This window comes from Campylobacter blaseri (assembly GCF_013201895.1).
GTDB classification, from domain to species: Bacteria; Campylobacterota; Campylobacteria; order Campylobacterales; family Campylobacteraceae; genus Campylobacter_B; species Campylobacter_B blaseri.
On sequence record NZ_CP053841.1, the window covers coordinates 1,703,841 to 1,723,055 of the forward strand.

Genomic DNA, 19,215 nt, shown 5'->3' on the forward strand with positions numbered 1-19,215 from the left:
GGGTAAATAAAAAGGAACTAGACAATGGAACAAATAGTTAAAAAATACGAAAAAGATGGTTTAACAGTTTATTGGAAACCAAATACCTGTACTCACGCAGGTAAATGCGTTAAAGGCTCTCCAAAAGTTTTTGATGTAAATAGAAGACCATGGGTAAAACTTGATGAAGATAGCATAGAACACATTATGGAAGTAATTGATAGATGTCCATCTGGTGCACTAAGTTATGAAAAAAAGTAAATAAAATGATAAAAATCATATATGAACCTGACAAGAAAAGAGTAGTTGCATATGATGGAGATAAAAATATAGGTGAAAGTACATATTCTAAATCTGATAATATATGGATAATAGATCATACCTTTGTCAAAGATAGCTACACAGGACAAGGCATAGCAGGAAAACTTGTAGCCTTAATAGTTCAAGAAGCCAGAAAAAATGGGGTTAAAATAATTCCACTATGTCCATTTGCAAAAAGTGAATTTGATAAAAATCCAAACTACTCAGATTTACTATAAGCTCTTATAGTTTTATTTAATCTATTTTAAACTAAACCATTTTAATATTACAATGTTTTAGTCTTATTCATACCAAAAAATTAATTATTAAATTGCAAATTTATCATCTTAATCTTACTAAACATAGCTTTAAAAAGTATTCTATAAAACATCTATGTATTTCCGCCTAAATAGGCGGAAATAATTTTTAATAGTATTTTGAAAGATAGTTTGTATCAAAATTATTGTCTCGAAAATCCTTATTTTCCATCATATTTATATGAAAATTTCTTGTTGTTTTTATTCCTTGTATAGTTAGTTGGTGAAGCGCAACATTCATTTTTGAGATCGCTTTTTCTCTAGTGCTTGCATGAACAATAAGCTTTCCTATCATACTATCATAAAATGGAGGAATTGTATATCCTTGGAAAATATGGCTATCCATTCTAACGCTACGTCCTCCAGGGGCAATATATTTCGTGATTGTTCCCGGGCTTGGCACAAAGCTTTTTGGATCTTCAGCTGTAATTCTACATTCAATTGAATGACCTCTTAAAATAACCTCATCTTGCGAAGGTAGCTTTTCACCTTGAGCTACTCTTATCATAAGTTCAACTATATCAAGACCACTTACCATTTCACTAACACAGTGTTCAACTTGCAATCTTGTATTCATCTCTATAAAATAAAACTCTTTTGTGGTGCTATCATATAAAAATTCAAAAGTTCCAGCACCAGTATATCCTATAGACTTTGTGGCTTTTACTGCACTTTCTTGGAGTTTTTTTCTTGCAACTTCATCAAGAACTACAGCAGGACTCTCTTCTATTAACTTTTGATGTCGTCTTTGCATAGAGCAATCTCTTTCTCCTATGTGTATGACGTTGCCAAAATTATCACCAATGATTTGAACTTCTATGTGTCTTGGATTTTGAATATATTTTTCCATATACATAGTTCCATCACCAAAAGCAGATACTGCTTCACTCTCGGCAGACCAAAAGTTTTTTTCTAAATCCTCTTCTTTATGAACTACTCTCATACCACGACCACCACCACCAGCTGCTGCTTTTATAATGACAGGATATCCTATCTCTTTAGCCAATTTTTTGGCTGTGTCAGCATCTTTTACAGCTCCATCACTTCCAGGAACTACTGGAACTCCTGCTCTTTTCATAAAGCTTTTTGCCTTACTCTTATCACTCATTAAACTCATAGCAGAAACATCAGGTCCAATAAATTTAACACCCTCTTTTTCACAAATTTCAACAAAAGTTTGGTTTTCACTTAAAAAACCATATCCTGGGAAAATAGCATCAGCTTCACTGATTTGAGCTGCTGCCATAATTGCAGGTATATTTAAATAACTATCACTACTTCTTGGTGGACCTATACATATACTAGCATCTGCATATTTTACATACAAAGCATCTTTATCAGCAGTAGAATAGACAACGATTGCCTCTTTTCCCATCTCCTGGATAGTTCTAAGTGCTCTTAGAGCAATTTCACCACGATTTGCTATTAAAACTCGTTTTATTTCCATTATATTTTCTCCACCTCAAATAAAGGTGTTCCATATTCAACCGGCTGTCCATCTTCAACTAATGATTTTACAATCTTGCAATCAAACTCAGCCTCAATCTCATTCATTATTTTCATAGCTTCAATAATTCCTATAACCTCACCTTTTCTAACGCTTTGTCCAATTTTTACAAATGGAGTTGCTCCTGGTGTTGGTGCCACATAATAGGTGCCGACCATCGGTGCATCTATGGTATCTGTTTTAGTATTTGATGAAAGCATAGTATCATTTACAACAAAATTAATTGGTGTTGTTGTTTGATTTTTTGGGGCTGTGCATTGTTGCTCTAAAGCTTCTGCTTTATCTTCACTATGTTTTTTTAATTCTATTTCAAAATCCCCCTCTTTTATTCTAAGACGCCCTATTCCAACTTTTTCAAAAAATTCCATAAGATTTTTTATATCTTCTAATTTTTTCATTCTCCACTCCGGTTAAAAATTTTATACTATTTTAATATTATCAAAAGTTTATAAACTTTGCTAAAACAACTTATTTTTAAATTTAGTAAAATAACAAGTTTTTATTATTATACACTACTATTTCTAAAAAAATAATATATAAATTTAGCACGATTTAAAATCAACATATTTAAAAACTACTTTATTTTACCTAATATATTGATATTATCAGTATAATTATTAAAACAAAAATTTATGCATATTTATTATATAAATATTCCATTTATAATTTCAATATTTTGCTTATAGATATAATATTTTGTGTTATAATATTTATCAAAAAAATAGGAGGAATAGTTTTGAATAAAGAAGAATTTATTTTATTTCAATGGAAAGAAGCGCAAGAATCTCTAAACAAATTTATGCCTATGATGGCTGAAGAGCAAATGAATGCTTCTAGAACTAGTATAATAAATCCATTGCCTGAGGAGAAAAAAGAAAAGATAAAAAGTATACCTTTTCAAGAAGAACCTAGATCAGCAAATGATGTTATGGATGATTTAAAAGAGCTAGTTTACAAATATAGAACTATGCAAAACAATCCAAGATTTTTTTCTTTTATACCCTTAGCACTATCGCCGATATCTGTTGTAGGAGAAGCAATTAATGCTTTTTATTCACCATATGGAGGAAGCCATACTTTAAGTCAAGGAATGGCAGTTGCTGAGAAAAGGCTTATAAACTGGCTAGGCGAACAAGTTGGATATCCTGTAAAAGAGCTTGGTGGATTATTTGTTTCAGGTGGCTCTATGGCAAATTTAACAGCCTCTATAGTTGCTAGAGATGAAAAACTAAAAGACAATGAATTTTACAAAGGAACTGTTTACATCTCGGATCAAACCCATTCATCCGTTGCAAAAGGGATACGAGTTATGGGAATTCCTAGAGCAAATATTAAAAAAGTAAAGACAAATAGATATTTTCAAATGATTCCAGAAGAGCTAGAAAAACAAATTCAAGAAGACAAAGAAGCGGGTTATATTCCGTTTTTAATAGTTGGTTCTTGTGGAACTACAAATACAGGCTCAATTGATCCGCTACACAAATTAGCAGACATTAGCGAAAAATACAATACTTGGCTTCATATAGATGGTGCTTATGGTGCTAGTGCTTTACTATCTTCTTACCGTGAATTATTAGACGGCATTGAACGCAGTGATTCTATAAGTTGGGATGGTCATAAGTGGTTATTTCAGTCTTATGGATGTGCGGTTGTGATATGCAAAGACCGTCAAGCTATGGCAAGAACTTTTAATTCCAATCCTGAATATTTGACAGATATAAAATCAGACGATTCAAATATAAATTTTTGGGATATGGGAATTGAATTAACCGCTCCAGCAAGAGGCATGCGTTTATGGTATACCTTACAAAGAGTCGGCTTAAAAGAGATGAGACGAGCAATTGATAAAGGTTTTGAAAATGCAAAATACTTTGAAGAGCTATTTAAAAAAGAAGCATATTTTGAAATAGTATCGCCTGCTCAGTTAAGCACTGTAAACATAAGATATTTTGATAACAACCATAGCGAAGAAGAGCTAAACCAAATAAATAAAAAACTATCTGAAATGGCTACAAAACGCAATAAGGCAATATACTATACAACTATGCTTAATGAAAAAATTGTTTTAAGATTTTGCACAATTAATCCTTTGTTAACCAAAAAGGATGTTAAAGAAGTTGTCGAAGAAATTAAAAATGATATTGTATCCCTTGGGCTAATTAAATAAACAACCATTGCAAAGACCCTAAATTTATGCAATTGAAGGTCTTTGCAAAATCAAAATTTCATATATAAAAATTTGTATTTTACTTTATTATAAAACTTTAAAATATTAGTTATAATTTTATGATGAATATATTAAATTATTTTTCTTTTTCTAATCTGATTGTTTCATTGAGTTATTTAGCTCTTTTTCAGCTTTATCTAATTTTTCTTTAACTTTTTTACATCTTTATTATCTCTTATAGATATTTGGTATTTTTTACTTGCTTTATCCAACTCTTTAAAGCTTTATCTCTTTTTATTTCTAAATTTGTTTTAAGTTCATTTTATTTTGCATTTTAGGCTTAACATATCTATTTTCATTCGCACCAGCTATACTTTTTAAACCATCACTACTATAATCGTTTCTTAGCTCATCGCATATTTTTCTGCTTGATTTTTACACATTATCATTTCACATTTTCCAATATTTAAACTAGCTTCAGATTTTCCTTCATAATATTCATTAACTTTATAACAGTTTATTTGTCTAAAATCAATAATTTTATCAAATTCCATTCTACCAGTTTACACTATTTATAATTTGTTTCTCTTTTAAATTTTTCACATTTGTCAATAATTTTTCTATCTTCATCATTCATTGATAAAACATCAATATCTCTTACTTTTTTTGACACAACTCTAAAGTTAGATTTTCATCAGCATATAAATTTACCTATTATTAATATTGCTATTAACAAAAACTTTTTCATGATTAATATTTTTTTGTTTTTAATATTACATTATAAATTTATAAGTCGTTTGAAATTCGTATAAATATTTTAATTTTAATATAAATAACATTCAAAAATTTGAAAATGCTAAAATTGCATTTTTTAAATCTTCTTTATCTGGATGAGTTTCTGCTTTTTTCCATCTTGCTCTTCTTTCATCAGTGATTTTATGAACAGCTTTATCTCCCATTTTAATTGCCATATTTTTCATTATCTCTATAACCTCAGGATCAATTGCCCCTTGACAGCAAAAAAGGTGAGTAACATTGTTACCTAAAATAGTAAAATACTCTTTTGATTTTTCTAAACACTCTTTTGCATGCTCGCTATTTGGCTCAACTCCTGATGTAAAAAATATACCTAAAGTTTTATTTTTAATGTTTTCAGCTTTTTTCTTAGTTTTTGTATCCATAAAACCCTTGTCAACCCAAAAACCAAAAATAATTTTTTCATAATCATCAAAATCTCTTACATCATCTATATTTATAAGCTCATAATCTAAACTTTGCGCTATAGCTTCTGCAACTTTTTTTGTATTTCCTGTTTTTGATGAATAAATAACTACATTTTTCATTTTAATTTCCTTTTGTTTTTGTTTGCTCATATCTGGAATTTTACTATGTAAATTCTGTTCATCAGTATAATGATGTGGCATACGCATCATATTTTCATTCATTTTCTTAGCTTTTTCTAACATATTTGGTGACATTTTATTAGTAACTTCTGAATTTTTCATATGATGGTGTAGCATAGGTATAATATTCATATCAATATGTTTTATAAAATCTTTTTTTACTATTTTTGCAACTTCAACTGCTATCGTATTTCCCCAAAATATTCCATCTAAAGTGAAATTTATAGAGCCATTATTTATATAGACATATTTTTCAGCCTCTAATTTTTTAAAAAAGTTCATTAGCTCACCAAAAGTTTCACCACTTAAATAGCTTTTCACTTTCTCAAGGCTTATTTTATCATATTGAAACAAATTACAAAGTCGCTCAAATTCTATCTCAAATTTTGGAACTTTCGTAACTATTTGCATTCCCATTTTAGGCATAAACATTGAATACTCTGCAATTCTCCCACCTGCACCAACTCCAATAGGTAAAATATCAACACCTTTATGGCTTAAAGTTATATATTTATATTTATCTCTTTTTGGTTGCAATATTTTTGTGTATTCTAAAAACTCAAACCTTTTATCTTTTAGCAAATCCTCTACAAAAGCATTATGAAGTTTTTTATCTTGTTCTAGATTATAGTATTTTTCGTCAAGCTCCTTACTAAGTTTTGAACCTGTAAAATACATCAAAGAGTAAAAGCTAACACTATCAATATTAAGCTCTTTAATTGTTTTAGAGTCATATAAAATATCTTTTATGTTCTGATTTGGATAATTGTATATAATATCAATACATAAATTTCCACTAAAACGCTCTTTGATTTTCTCTATCTTGTTAATAGCCTGTTTTGCAGTTCCAACTCTGTTTAAAAACTTTCTTCCCTTATCATCAAAGCTTTGAATTCCAATACTATAACGATTTACACCCAAATTTGTCATCAAATTTATTTTGCTCATAGATAAATTATGCAAAGTAGTTTCGAAGCTGTACTCAACCTCTTTTGAGATATTAAAAGATGCGTTTATCTTGTTTAAAATTTTCTCTAAATGTTTTTCTTTAAAAACAGTTGGCGTTCCACCACCAAAATATATACTTTTAATGCTTTTTTGTTGTATATATGGATAATCTTTATATTTATCAATTTGTGAGATTAAAAAATTACAATAATTATCAAGCTCATCTTCTAGTTTTGTTCTATTCATAGAGCAAAATGAACAGATATTGTCACAATATGGAATATGAAAATATATAACCATATTTTTATCTTTTGGTTTTTTTTGTAAAAACCTATCTAACTCATTAAAACTACTCATAATTGGTGGGTTTAATCTTTCCCTATGATGATTTTTTATTCTTTCTTTAAACATATTTTATATCTTTTTTAAAATCTATTTAATAAACTCGCTATAAATTTTTTCTATCTCGTTAATAATTCTAGGTGTTCCTCTTAATAATGAAGAGCCATTAATTATAAAAATTTTATTGTTTTTTACTGCATTTGTATGCCTTAAAATAGGATATTGTTTCAAAAAATCATCAACATTGCCATTGCTTACAACTAACATAAAATCAGGATTTTCCTCTAATAAATATTCAGGCGAAACAATTGGATTGCTACCTTTTAATTTTGAAGCAATATTTTTAATTCCCATAATTTTAAATATACTATCTGGTAATGTATCTTTTCCAAAACTAAGCAAATTAGTTGCTGAATAAAAAAATAGTGCTTTTTTGTCTTTCAATTTATCAAATTTAAGTGCATTTATTCTATTTTGAAAATCATCTATAATTTTTTTACTCTCTTTTTCTTTTACAACAAATTTTCCTATTTTAATTATATTCTTATAAATATCATCTATGCTATTTGCTTGTATCATTTCATGTTTAATGTTAAATCTATCTAAATCATTTATGATAGAGCTTGAGTGATAACTAACCAAAACCAAATCAGGATTTATTTCTACAATTTTTTCTAAATTTGGTTTAATATAGGTTCCAATACTTGCTAGTTTTGCTACCTCTTCTTGTGGCCAAATATCACTACTTTGTGTTTTTGCAATGGCTGCAATACTATCTTGTGCTTCAAGCATAAAAATTATCTCGATACTTGATGGCTCAAGAATCACGATATTCTTTGCAAAAAGTGCATTTATAGATAAAATTAAACTAAAAATTATTTTTTTCATATTTTTCCCTCATATTTAAAATTTATATTCAAAATCAATTTTGAAATTTCTGCCCGGTGAGTAGAATCTAGCCAAACCCTCACCTGTATCTTGATCTATTAAATTTGTTGTTCCAAAAGGTCTTATAGATCTTGCTGATTCCCAAGTTAGATATTTTTTATCAGTTATATTATATATACCGCCTCTAATAGTTAAGTTTTTAATAGGCTTTATATAACCTATAAGATCAACTACAGTATAATCATCACTTCTATATTTCATAGTAGTGTCAGTTTCACCTTGTTCTTTCCAAAACATATTATATGTATCTTTAGCTTTTTTCTTAGCAACGCTAGTCATATATAAATCGATTCCATATTTATTTAAAGGATCATTATATCCTAAGTTATACACAGATTTCATAGGATTTATAGCATTCATAGGCATATCAATTTTATCTTTAACAGTTCCTTTTTGCTTAGTTAGTTTATAGCCAATATGAAATCCATCTAAAATATTGGTTAAAGCACCTAAATTAAGTTTTGACTCAATTTCAATACCCTCTACTTTTGCATTATCTCTATTAAAATTTGCATATTTATAATAATCAACCCTAGAACCACCTGCCCATTCTACATTTTTAGCCCCTAAAAAGACTAAGTCTATAAAGTTATCATAATCAGTTCTAAAAGCATTTATACTAAAATATCCATAATTTTCATTATGAAGAGTAAAAGATATCTCTTTTGTTTTTGAAGTTTCAGCTTCTAATGTAGGGTTTGGTATAATGGTAAAATCTGGATGTTGAAAAGTAAAATACAACTCATCAGAAGTTGGTGCCCTAAAGCCTTTTGAGTATTTAAGTTGAATCTTTAAATAATCTAGTGGATCTAAATTTAACCCTAGTTCATAAGAGTGGCTATTATACTTTTTAGGTTTTGATATAAAATCTATATTTTGTCTAATATTTTCTGCAATTTGCTTATCATTTGGTGGATAGTAATGTCCTGGATTCCACCAAATTTCCTCTCCTTTTGGCATAGGTATAAAAAGCCCTTTTACAGTATCATCTGGAATTTTTGGAGATTTACCATGTTCATATTTAGTTCTATATCTTAATATATCATATCTATATCCTAAATCAAAACTAATTTTATCATTTATATAAAGTTCATCATAAAAATATAGTGCAGTGTTTTTAATCTCCACTGGAATTAAAAAAGAAAATTCTGGATCTATTTTAGGGTTTAAATATGAATTTTTAACATTTTCTATTTGATTTGGCTTATTCCACGGAGTATTTCCTTCGAGTATATATTTTCCCCACCACTTTGCATTTGCACCATCATAGCCTTGTCTATTTACCATACTTTTTTCAGTTTTACTATAAAGTCCTCCATACTCCAAATAATGGTCTAGATTAAAAGTTGTAAAAGATTTTGTTAAATCTAGATTAATCTGCTTAGTATCTGTGTTTAAATCCCTGTCTTTCCAATCCCTTTCAAGATATCCTTTTGAATTTGGAAGCATTAAAAGCCACCCATACTCATCTGGAATTGACCTATATGTTTTTCCATTAACTGCCCATGTAGCCTCTCTATCTAATTTAAATTTTTTATGTACAATGGTCTTTCCTGTCGTATCATAGCCCGTCTTATATCCTTCTATCTCTTTTGAACAATCAAACACAGAACAATCAAACCACAACTGATTTAATCTTTTTGATGTTAAATCAGCATTGCTAAATAGAATTTTATTTCCTTTACTATCTACATATAGTTCTTTTCCTTCGCTATTTAACTCCGCCTTGTACTTACCGCCATATTTATCTACTAGTTGTCCATTTTTAAGATCTATTCCCTCTTTATTGGATACCTCTATGCAATTATTTCCACGACAATTTTCATCAGTTTTAGCTTTTGTTTTTATTTTTTGATTTGAAAAAGTAAGTTTTAGAGTATCCCAAAAAGGTGTAATATCATAATTTTCATATGTTAAAAAGTTATTTTTTCTCTCTACTTTGTCATCTGTATATCTTTTTCCAAGTTCTTGAAATGAATTTCCCCATCTAGTCAAGGTTAATGTATATGAGTAATCATTCCCTTGTGAATTTTTCTCATACATATCGGTTCCAATTGTAAAACGGTGATTTTCTGATGGATTAAAAGAAACTTTAACCAATGTGCTATCATAACTTATATTATATGGATCTGCTTTTTCTCTTTTTTTACCAACTATACTATCATCATACCCTTTATACCCATAGTTTTTAGTCTCATGACCATCTCTTTTTGCTTTAACAAATAAAAAGTCAAAATATTTCACTTTAGCAGCAAGTGTTGTAGAAAATAATTTTTGAGAATTTGCACTAGAATAACCACTTTTAACACTAAAAAACCAATCTTTTTCAAGTAGATAATCTCTAGCATCTTTGGTTTCAAATATAACAGAACCACCAAGTGAGCCATTTCCTGTTTTAACAGAATTTGAACCTTTTTGGAAAGTAACTTGTTTTAAAGTTTCCATTTCAACACCATTTTGAACATTGTTAAAATTTCCATATCCCATAAACAACTCTTTAAAACTCTGAGAAGAGAGTGTTTGAGCTTGATGTAAACCATCTATTACAGTAGCAACTCTGTTCTCCTCTGCCCCTCTTATATTATAACCACTACTTCCAAATCTGCCATCTCCTTCAACAATACTTATACCTGTTTCATACCTGACTAAATCTTTTGAACTAGATACCTGTTCTTTGCTAAGTTTTTTAGAGGATTTTATATTTTTACCAACTTTTTTGTATGCTAAATTATCTTCTTCGCTTGCAGTTACAGTAACTTGATTTAATGAAATCTCTTTTGCATTTAATAAAAAATTAGAAACACTAACTACAAATATCAGATAAAAATATCTTTTCATAAAATCCCTTAATTAATTTGTATTATCTTTTAATTAGCTATCACTACAGGTCTGTTTTTATGGTTAATTATTTCGCAATCTAAATCATAAATTTCTTTTAAAATTTCTTTATTAAATAGTTTATTTGGTTCTCCAAAATACTTTATTTTACCATTTTTAACCATAGCAACTTTATCGCATATTAATGATGCTAAATTCAAGTCATGCAATACTAAAACACATTTTATATTGCTATTTTTTGCAAGATTTCTACAAAATTTTAAAATTTGCACACTAAAATTTAAATCTAATGCTGATGTTGGCTCATCTAGCAAAAGAAATTCTGGATTACTCACTAAAGCCCTTGCTAAGATAACTCTTTGAAACTCGCCACCACTTAATGAGTTAGCAATTCTTTTTTTAAACTTATTTAAATCAAGCTTAGTTATAATCTCATCTACTGCCTTTAGGTCATCAATGCTATATCCGCTAAATGCATTTTTCATATGAGAATATCTTCCCATTAGTATTATTTCTTCCACTAAAAGCGGCATAGAAAGTGCTGATTTTTGCGGAACAAACCCTATGATTTTACTGAGCTCTTTTAAGGAATATTCATCAATCTTTTTATTTTCTAATTTTATAATCCCACTACTTGGTTTATAAATTTGAAGTATATTTTTTAAAATTGTACTTTTTCCACAACCATTTGGTCCTAAAATTCCAACTATCTCACCACTTTTAACACCAAAACTTATATCTTTTAAAATTACTTTTTCACCAAATTTAAATGATAAGTTATCAACTTTTAAGCTCAAAAGACACCTCTTTTAGACTTTAGTGCCAAATATAGAAAAAATGGTGCGCCAAAAAATGCCGTAATCACTCCAATAGGAATCTCTGTTGGACTTAATATACTCTTACCTATATCATCACATATTAGCAAAAAAATCCCACCAAAAACCGAAGATAAAGGTATTAAAATTGCATTATTAGATGTTCTTAAAAACATTCTTAAAGTATGAGGTATAATTAAACCAACAAAGCCTATCATTCCAGTAAAAGCAACAGAAAAACTAACAGAGAGTGCTGACACAACCAATAGTCTTTTTTTAATTTTTTCTACATCTACCCCAAGACTTTTTGCCTCTTCATCTCCGCTTAAAATTATATTTAACTCATCTCTTTTAATATAAAAATAAAATATTGTAAAAATTAATGGCACTATAAGCATTGCTATCTTATTCCAAGAAGCGCCACCTAAATAACCCATCATCCAAGCAACTATTTTAAAACTCTCTTCGCCTATTAAATACGTTGCAAAAGAGGTAAATGCTCCTAAAAAAGATGAAAAAGCTATCCCCGTTATTAAAAGAGTTGCTATGTTATTTGCCTTTTTATATATTACAAATATCAAAAAAGAAAGTCCAGCAGAAGCTATAAAAGCAAATAAACCATAAAAAATATCTGGTAATTTTAAAAAATATGCTATAACTGCACCAAATGTAGCACTTGAAGCAATCCCTATAATATAAGGATCAGCTAATGGATTTAAAAAAACACTCTGTGTTACAACTCCACTACTTGCTAATAGCATTCCTATTAAAAATGCCATTATTACTCTAGGGATACGAATCTCTAATAAAATAATGCTTTTAGCGTTTTTTACATCTCCATTAAGTAGATTTATAATATCGGAAAATCCAATATCAGCACCACCTAAAAATAATGATAAAAACATCAAAAATATACTAATTATTATTAATAAAAACAGATAATATTTTTTCATTTATACTTCAATACTGATTTTTTAATAAAAAATATCTTTACCACTCTCAACAACTCCTCAAAAGAAATTACCTTGCTTACCAAAAATTCTAAAATTAATATCAATTTTAATTTTTGATATCATTAATTTAAAAACTATCTTACCTACTTATTTATTAAAGTTTTATTAATGTTTATTAAACTGTTTATTTATATAATGATAATTATTTTAAATATAATTTAATGATATTTCTAGTAATATTAAAAACTAATTTTAAAAGGCTATATATGAAAGATTTAAAGCAAAAAGTTGATGAGTTGTTTCAAGATAAGAAAATGTCTGTTTATGAGGCTTCTAAAATACTTCAAGTTAGTGAATTTGATATTTTAAATTTAAAAGATGAGAATGAATTTAAGCTAGTAAGTGGAGATAAATTTTTAGAGATTATAGAGGATTTAGGCTCTTGGGGTGAGGTTGTATTTATCAAAAATACCCCCGAATTTATAATAGAAATAAAGCTCAAAATTGACACACCAAAACAAGCAAGAGGTTTTTATAATTTTAATGGAAATAGCGGATTTTTAGGTGGGCACTTAAAAGAAGATGCTATTGCAAATATAGGTTTTGTTAGCACAAAATTTATGGGTTTTCTTGGTCATAGTTTGCATTTTTATGATAAAAACAATAATTCTATTTTTAAAATATTTGTTAGCCGTGATGAAAAAATGCAACTAAACAAAACTCAAGAAGAGAAATTTTTTAGACTAAAAAATAGGTTCTAGCCATGAAAACAAGCTATTTTATCTCCAGGTAGCTTGTTTTATAAGTTCTAATTTTCCATTTTTTATCTTATAAACCTTGTCACTTTTATCAAAATATTTATCGTCGTGACTTATGGCAAAGATAGAAATTCCTTTCTCTTTTAATAAATTTAAAATTTCATTATAAAAGTATTTTCTAAACTCAGGATCTTGGTCAGCTGCAAATTCATCCATCATTAAAAAATCTCTTTTTTCAAGTAAAGCTTGGATTAAAGCCACTCTTTTTCTTTGACCTAATGAGAGATTTATACTTGAAAAATGCAGTTTTTCATTTTTCAAAATAACCTTTACTTTATCTTTCATCTTTAAAATTTCAATCCAATAATTAATACTCTTTTCATTACTATTTAATATCTCTTTAAAAAGATAAAAGTCACTAAATACAACACTAATACTATTTTGAAATTCTTTTATATTTTTTTCATCTAATATTTCATTATCTATGTAAATTTCTCCACTATCAGCCCTTAAAAGACCGCAAAGTATTAAAAAAAGAGTTGATTTACCGCTTCCATTTTTACCTATTAAAAAAATGCTTTCACCTTTTTTGATTTTAAGATTTACTCTATCTAAAACTAAATTCTCACCATATGAAAAAGATATATCTCTAAGCTCTATCTCACTCCACTTAATAGCCTGAGAGCTTTTGCTAAAATCAATCTTATCAAAAGAAATTAATTTTAACTCCTTTACTTTTTTTATAGAGATAATAGCCAAAACAACTGATGGTATAGAAAAAATACTCATCATAAAAGGAGCTCTTAAAAACATCATAGATATAGCCATAGTTGCTGCTGTTTTTAAATCACTAATCCCTAAACCAAGAGCTAAATATATAATCATACCTATGCCACCTAGCATCATATTGTTTAAATAATTGCCTGATAAATTTCCATAAATTTCAGCTTTTGAGCTTGTGAGTTTTTGTTCATTTGCATTTTGATAAAAGGTATTTAAAAAACTATTAGCTCTTTTTTCATTCAAGCTAAGCTCTTTAAATCCTTCAAGTAGAACTTCATAATCATTATATAAAATATCCTCATTTTCTCTTGCTTTTTTATATTCTAAATGTGCTTTTTTAATAAAATAAAAAGCGCCAATTGTAATCAAACAAAACCAGATAAATATAAAAACAAAAAGCTCTTTTGAAAGATAAAAAAAGTAAAAAAATGAAATAAAAACAAACAAAGAGCCTTGCAGTGTATCACTAAGTCGCATAAAGCCGTTTGAAATATTTGTTATATCTTTTGATAAAGAGGCTAGAATTTTTGATTTTTTGTTGATTATTATAGTTTGTAAATCGCTATTTAAAATACGAAGGACAAATTTTGTTCTAAGCTCATAGATTATATTGTTATTTATATTAGCGACTAAAACTCTCATCAAAAGGGTATATGAAAAAAATAAAATTAAAATAAGCATAAAGTATATCAAAACCATGTAGTCAGGGCTTTGCAGAGTCATAATATATCTATTTATAAAAAACAATATCAAAATTCCAATTCCACTATAAATAGCAGATAGTAAAAATATAATAATCAATTTATATATATAATTTTTTTGCATTATAATTTTCCTTTTGAAAATTATAACATTAATTTTTATTTTTCAAATACTCTTTTATGTTATATAATATTGGTATATTAATCACTATATATTTATCATCTCCTAATATACTTTTTGGCGGAGCAGGAAGCGGAGATGCTTCATCAAAAATTTGAATAGAGGCTCTATTTAAAGAACTATGTTTGGCTTGTTTTTTTACATTTTTATCAATCACATATCCGCTTTTATCTATTTTTATTTGAACATATACTGTGCCTTCTTGTTTTTTAAATAAAGCACTTTTTGGATACTTCTTATACTTGTTTATATGTGCAAAAACTTTACCCTGCCAACTACTGATTTGTTGTTTACTCACACCTTCTTGATAAGAAGAAACTTTTTTTCCATTATCTTTGATAGGAGCACTAGAGATTTGATATTTTTCACTTGAGTTTAAATTTGAATTAACTTTTACTAGTTTTTTCTTTTGTTTTTTTGTCTCTTTTTTATTGTGTTCTTTACTGTCTTTTATCTTATTTTGCTTACTAACTTCTATATCACTATGTATATCATTAAATCCATCTAAATTTGAATTTGGCTCTATTGGTTTTAAAATTTCATCTTCAATTTTAGGTTCATCTAAAGTATTTTCGGTATTAATTGATGGCACGCTAGTATCTTTTAAAATACCTACTGGAAGCTCTGAAATAATCATTATTGATTCAAATTCTGAGTGTTCCCCTAAAGAACCACTAAAGGTTTCACTTTTTATAGGTTTATGAAAAATAAAAATCAATACAATTAAATGAAGTAAAACAGAACTTAATAACGATAAAAACAGATTTTTATTAGTTGTCATTCTTAATCTCGGCAGATAATGCTATTTTTAAATATCCAATTTTTTTTATTTTTGTTATTATCTTCATTAAAAATTCATAATTAACATCTTTATCCACATAAAAAAATATCACTTCATCTTTAGAGTTATTAGTCTGTTTTAATAAAATATCTTCTATATTTTCAAGTTCAACATTGATGTCATTAACTTTTAACAATCTATTTTTATCAATTGAAAGTATAGTTGGTTTTTTATTACTTTGTTTTACATCATCTTGAGCCACTTTTGGAAGCTCTACATCAATAGATGTAGTTACCAATGGTATTGTTACAATAAAAGCTATTAATAAAACCAACATAACATCAATAAATGGAGTTATATTTATATCACTTATTTCTTCTTCATCTTCAACTTTTATCATAATTTTCCTTGTTTAAATTCCTATGGGCTATAACAAAAAGAGTAGTTGATATTTTTGATAATTCATTAGCAAATTTAACGCTTCTTCTGCTTAAATAATTATAAAATAAAACAGCTGGAATTGCCACGCCAAGTCCAAGTGCTGTTGTAAATAGTGCCTGTGCAATTCCTGGTGCAACTACACTCAAATTTGGATTACTTATACTAGCTATGGCTATAAATGAGTTCATTATTCCCCAAACTGTTCCAAATAAACCTAAAAATGTAGCACTAGAACCTATTGTGGCAAGAATTGGTGTATAAGATTTACAATTTGCTAAAAATGATAAATTATTTGATTCAATTCTATATCTTATTCTATCTATTGTGTCTTTAGAATAATTCTTTGATTTATTTGTTTCATCTTTTATCTCTTCTATAAGTATTTTTACAAAACTATTTTTATGGAAATTTATATTTTTATTTAAATTTACTATTTTTGACACTATTTCTCTGTCTTTATTTAAAATATGAAACACAACATAGTAATGAATCGTTTTCCCTATTAAAACACTCCAAGTGAGAATTGAAAAAATTACTAAAATATAAATAATTATTTTAGTAACAAAATCTGATTGCTTATAAAATGAATATATTGATAACTCTAGTTTTTTATCCGAATTTACTTGAATATCTTTTTCATTAGCTGTAAAATTTTGCTCAGTAAAATTACTATAAGATAGATTAGTGGTAGAGTCTCCTTCTACCACTAAAGCAAACGATACATTAAAAAATAAAATTAAACTTAACAATGTTTTCATATTAATACCTATACTCAAAACTAGCTAAAAATGTTCTTCCTCTTGCTTTATTTGAAAAAATATATAACTCATTCCAATTACTATCATATTGTTCTTGGTTTCCTTGAGTTGAAAAAGCATTTAAAGCATCCACATAATCTTTATCAAATACATTTTGAACTTCAAATTTCAGATTAAAATTATCGCTGTATTTATAGGTGGCATATAAATCATATATAGTAGGTATATTTGGCAAATCTTGCTCTTTTCTTGATGCAAACAAATCATTTGGATCATCTGTTGGCTCTCTTCCTAAATCATAATCATTTGGATGTATTCTTTTGGCTTTTCCTGTGTATTTTATAATTGCACCTAAAGTTAATTTCTCGTTAAATAGCCTTGTTCCTACATTTATAGTAGCATAGTCTTCTGGGAGTTTTGCTATCTTTCCATATCCAAACATATCACCTCCGTATGTTTCATTTGTAGGAGCATCTGACTTTTCGTGAGAATAACTAGCATTCACAAAAAAACTGCCCATATCATAACTAAGTTCAGCCTCAACCCCTTTAAGAGTTACAGTGTTTGCTGAGTTTAAATGCAGTGTAAATTTATCTGTTGTATAAAAGCTTTTATTATAAATATAATCATCAACTTTTGTCTTATAATAAAGCACTTTAAATCCAAAGCTATCATTATCGCTTAATAATCCATGTTTGAAGCTATTAAACCCTATCTGCCAAGTTTTAGCAACTTCTGGTTTTAAAAAAGGGTTTACACTATTTCCATAATTGCTACCAAAAAACATCTCTTGAATATTTGGGGCTCTTGTTGTCTTTGAATAAGTTATAAAAGGAGAAAACAAATCGTGTAATTGTGCTGATAAAATTGTTGAATAGTTAAAATTTGTATCACTTTTTTTAATATCAGTTGCTGCCTTAGGAAAGCAATTAGTATTAACATCACACTCTGGCTTAAAGCCACTTAACTCCCAATTTGTTAAACTAAAATTTGTAGCTATTGATAATATATCATATTCAAAATTTGTATCCAAATAAAGTGTTTTAATCTTTTGCTTACCCTTTGGCTGAAATGGTGTAGCATATGCACCAGGAGTATTTTCATAATCAATTGAATTGGTATATTTATTATCTATATAATTAACTCCTGGCTTTAATGTTAAAAAAATATTATTCATAAAATCAAATTTAAGTTCATTACTAATATCAATAGTTAATGCCTTATTTTTAGCACTAAGTCCATTTGTTATATCACTTCTTGAAAAAATTGTTGCATTTTTATTGTATTTTTGTGTGCCTTTGTTATAGGCAATTAAAAAGTCTAAATTTATAAGTTCAGATATAGGGTTGTAATTTAAATCAAATTGATAGGTATCATGATTAATTTTTCTACCAGCTAGTTCATTGTCATATTTTCTGTAACTAAGAATAGATTTTATATCATCGTTTGAATTTAATTCAAATTTAAAAATATAACTATTAGGTTTTTGGGTAAGCTCTTTAGGGTTAAAAGGACTTACATCTATATATTTCTTATTCCAATCAGACTCTGGCATAGCAGGATCAAATGTTTCATTTAAAATCTTCTTATCCTCTATGTTGTCACCGCCACCAGTTTTATAATTTTGTTTAAGCTTTTTACCAGCATATCCAAACAAAGCACCTACATTATATCCATTATTAAGCTCAGTTTTAGCAGCAACAGAACCCATATAATTTGGTCCAACTTTATTTGTGCCATATCCAAATCTACCTAAAAAACCAAACGTATTACCATCTCTTACAATATCATCAACACCAATTGTCTTAAAATTTGCACTACCCATAAGTCCGCTACTGCCACTATGAAAACTACCTTTTTCAACGTCAACAGATACTAAAAAATTCTTATCAATAGGTGCTCCAAAGCTTGAATTCCCCAGCGTTCCTTCTCCTGTATGAAACTTACCATTATCAGCTGAAGTTCCAAAAAAAGTTTGAGTAACACCATCTATCATAGTATTAACTCTTCCTAAGCCTGTCATTCCACGAATATTTACCTGAACAGTTCCTTGAGACTGATCTGTATTTGTATAACTTCCTGAGATAGATCTAACTATTGAATCAATGCTTTGTGTTTGAGAACCAATCTCATCTCTAGAGCTAATAGCCCCCGGCATAATAAAAGTCTTTTCATTATTTTTTATCTGCTTAGCTGAAATATTTAATGTATCAAAATCAATCTCATTTTCACCACCAACAAGATAAGAAACATTAAGAAATATAATCAATAATAAACTCTTTACTTTTCCCACAA

17 protein-coding genes are annotated in these 19,215 nt (G+C 27.9%); 4 read left to right on the forward strand and 13 right to left on the reverse strand.

The annotated features are described in order from the left end of the window. The first annotated feature begins 24 nt into the window (after positions 1–24). Both CBLAS_RS08375 and CBLAS_RS08380 read left to right on the forward strand, forming a co-directional pair. Positions 25–240, forward strand: a complete 216-nt coding sequence (locus tag CBLAS_RS08375; protein WP_106869840.1) for a (4Fe-4S)-binding protein — start codon at positions 25–27, stop codon at positions 238–240. A 5-nt stretch (positions 241–245) separates the two neighbouring features. Beyond that, positions 246–518, forward strand: coding sequence for a GNAT family N-acetyltransferase (locus CBLAS_RS08380; protein ID WP_106869838.1), 273 nt, complete (start codon positions 246–248; stop codon positions 516–518). Positions 519–705: 187 nt separating this feature from the next. Here CBLAS_RS08380 and CBLAS_RS08385 read toward each other — a convergent pair whose 3' ends face one another. Together CBLAS_RS08385 and accB are read right to left on the reverse strand one after the other, a co-directional pair. Further along, positions 706–2,043: an acetyl-CoA carboxylase biotin carboxylase subunit gene (locus tag CBLAS_RS08385; RefSeq protein WP_106869836.1), complete on the reverse strand. Its 1,338-nt coding sequence runs from the start codon at positions 2,041–2,043 to the stop codon at positions 706–708. Then, positions 2,043–2,501, reverse strand: a complete 459-nt coding sequence (accB, locus tag CBLAS_RS08390) for an acetyl-CoA carboxylase biotin carboxyl carrier protein (protein WP_106869834.1) — start codon at positions 2,499–2,501, stop codon at positions 2,043–2,045. Before accB ends, CBLAS_RS08385 begins: the two co-directional genes overlap by 1 nt. 338 nt (positions 2,502–2,839) lie before the next feature. On the opposite strand from accB, the gene CBLAS_RS08395 reads away from it, so the two are divergent. After that, a complete protein-coding gene (locus tag CBLAS_RS08395; protein ID WP_106869832.1) occupies positions 2,840–4,270 on the forward strand; it encodes a pyridoxal phosphate-dependent decarboxylase family protein in 1,431 nt (476 codons plus the stop codon). A 404-nt stretch (positions 4,271–4,674) separates the two neighbouring features. On the opposite strand, the gene CBLAS_RS08400 is transcribed toward CBLAS_RS08395, so the two are convergent. The 6 genes from CBLAS_RS08400 to CBLAS_RS08425 all read right to left on the reverse strand — a co-directional run bounded on the left by CBLAS_RS08400 (position 4,675) and on the right by CBLAS_RS08425 (position 12,517). Further along, positions 4,675–4,824: a hypothetical protein gene (locus CBLAS_RS08400; protein WP_157940006.1), complete on the reverse strand. Its 150-nt coding sequence runs from the start codon at positions 4,822–4,824 to the stop codon at positions 4,675–4,677. A gap of 285 nt (positions 4,825–5,109) precedes the next feature. Further along, the gene (locus tag CBLAS_RS08405) at positions 5,110–7,032 is read right to left on the reverse strand and encodes a flavodoxin family protein (RefSeq protein WP_172658218.1); all 1,923 of its coding nucleotides are present in this window, start codon (positions 7,030–7,032) and stop codon (positions 5,110–5,112) included. 21 nt (positions 7,033–7,053) lie between these two features. After that, positions 7,054–7,851 carry an ABC transporter substrate-binding protein gene (locus CBLAS_RS08410; RefSeq protein ID WP_106869830.1) on the reverse strand — a complete coding sequence of 266 codons (798 nt, stop codon included), beginning with the start codon at positions 7,849–7,851 and terminating at the stop codon, positions 7,054–7,056. Between the two features lie 15 nt (positions 7,852–7,866). Further along, positions 7,867–10,749 (reverse strand): TonB-dependent hemoglobin/transferrin/lactoferrin family receptor, encoded by a 2,883-nt coding sequence (locus tag CBLAS_RS08415; protein WP_106869828.1) that lies wholly within the window; start codon positions 10,747–10,749, stop codon positions 7,867–7,869. Positions 10,750–10,778: 29 nt separating this feature from the next. After that, the gene (locus tag CBLAS_RS08420; RefSeq protein ID WP_106869826.1) at positions 10,779–11,546 is read right to left on the reverse strand and encodes an ABC transporter ATP-binding protein; all 768 of its coding nucleotides are present in this window, start codon (positions 11,544–11,546) and stop codon (positions 10,779–10,781) included. Further along, on the reverse strand, positions 11,543–12,517 hold the full coding sequence (locus CBLAS_RS08425) for a FecCD family ABC transporter permease (protein ID WP_106869824.1): 975 nt from the start codon (positions 12,515–12,517) through the stop codon (positions 11,543–11,545). Before CBLAS_RS08425 ends, CBLAS_RS08420 begins: the two co-directional genes overlap by 4 nt. Before the next feature lie 266 nt (positions 12,518–12,783). Here CBLAS_RS08425 and hutX point away from each other — a divergent pair, with 266 nt between their 5' ends. After that, the gene (gene hutX, locus CBLAS_RS08430) at positions 12,784–13,278 is read left to right on the forward strand and encodes a heme utilization cystosolic carrier protein HutX (RefSeq protein ID WP_106869822.1); all 495 of its coding nucleotides are present in this window, start codon (positions 12,784–12,786) and stop codon (positions 13,276–13,278) included. Between the two features lie 18 nt (positions 13,279–13,296). On the opposite strand, the gene CBLAS_RS08435 is transcribed toward hutX, so the two are convergent. Genes CBLAS_RS08435 through CBLAS_RS08455 form a run of 5 tightly spaced genes read right to left on the reverse strand, consistent with a single transcriptional unit; the run spans position 13,297 to position 19,213 of the window. Beyond that, positions 13,297–14,883, reverse strand: a complete 1,587-nt coding sequence (locus CBLAS_RS08435) for an ATP-binding cassette domain-containing protein (RefSeq protein ID WP_106869820.1) — start codon at positions 14,881–14,883, stop codon at positions 13,297–13,299. Between the two features lie 28 nt (positions 14,884–14,911). Then, positions 14,912–15,721 carry a TonB family protein gene (locus CBLAS_RS08440; protein ID WP_106869818.1) on the reverse strand — a complete coding sequence of 270 codons (810 nt, stop codon included), beginning with the start codon at positions 15,719–15,721 and terminating at the stop codon, positions 14,912–14,914. Continuing rightward, positions 15,711–16,121 carry a biopolymer transporter ExbD gene (locus CBLAS_RS08445; protein ID WP_106869816.1) on the reverse strand — a complete coding sequence of 137 codons (411 nt, stop codon included), beginning with the start codon at positions 16,119–16,121 and terminating at the stop codon, positions 15,711–15,713. The genes CBLAS_RS08440 and CBLAS_RS08445 overlap by 11 nt, the downstream gene beginning before the upstream one ends. Next, positions 16,108–16,920, reverse strand: coding sequence for a MotA/TolQ/ExbB proton channel family protein (locus CBLAS_RS08450; protein ID WP_106869814.1), 813 nt, complete (start codon positions 16,918–16,920; stop codon positions 16,108–16,110). The genes CBLAS_RS08445 and CBLAS_RS08450 overlap by 14 nt, the downstream gene beginning before the upstream one ends. Before the next feature lies 1 nt (position 16,921). Further along, complete coding sequence (locus tag CBLAS_RS08455; RefSeq protein ID WP_241517563.1) at positions 16,922–19,213, reverse strand: TonB-dependent receptor domain-containing protein; 2,292 nt, start codon at positions 19,211–19,213, stop codon at positions 16,922–16,924. Positions 19,214–19,215 lie beyond the last annotated feature (2 nt).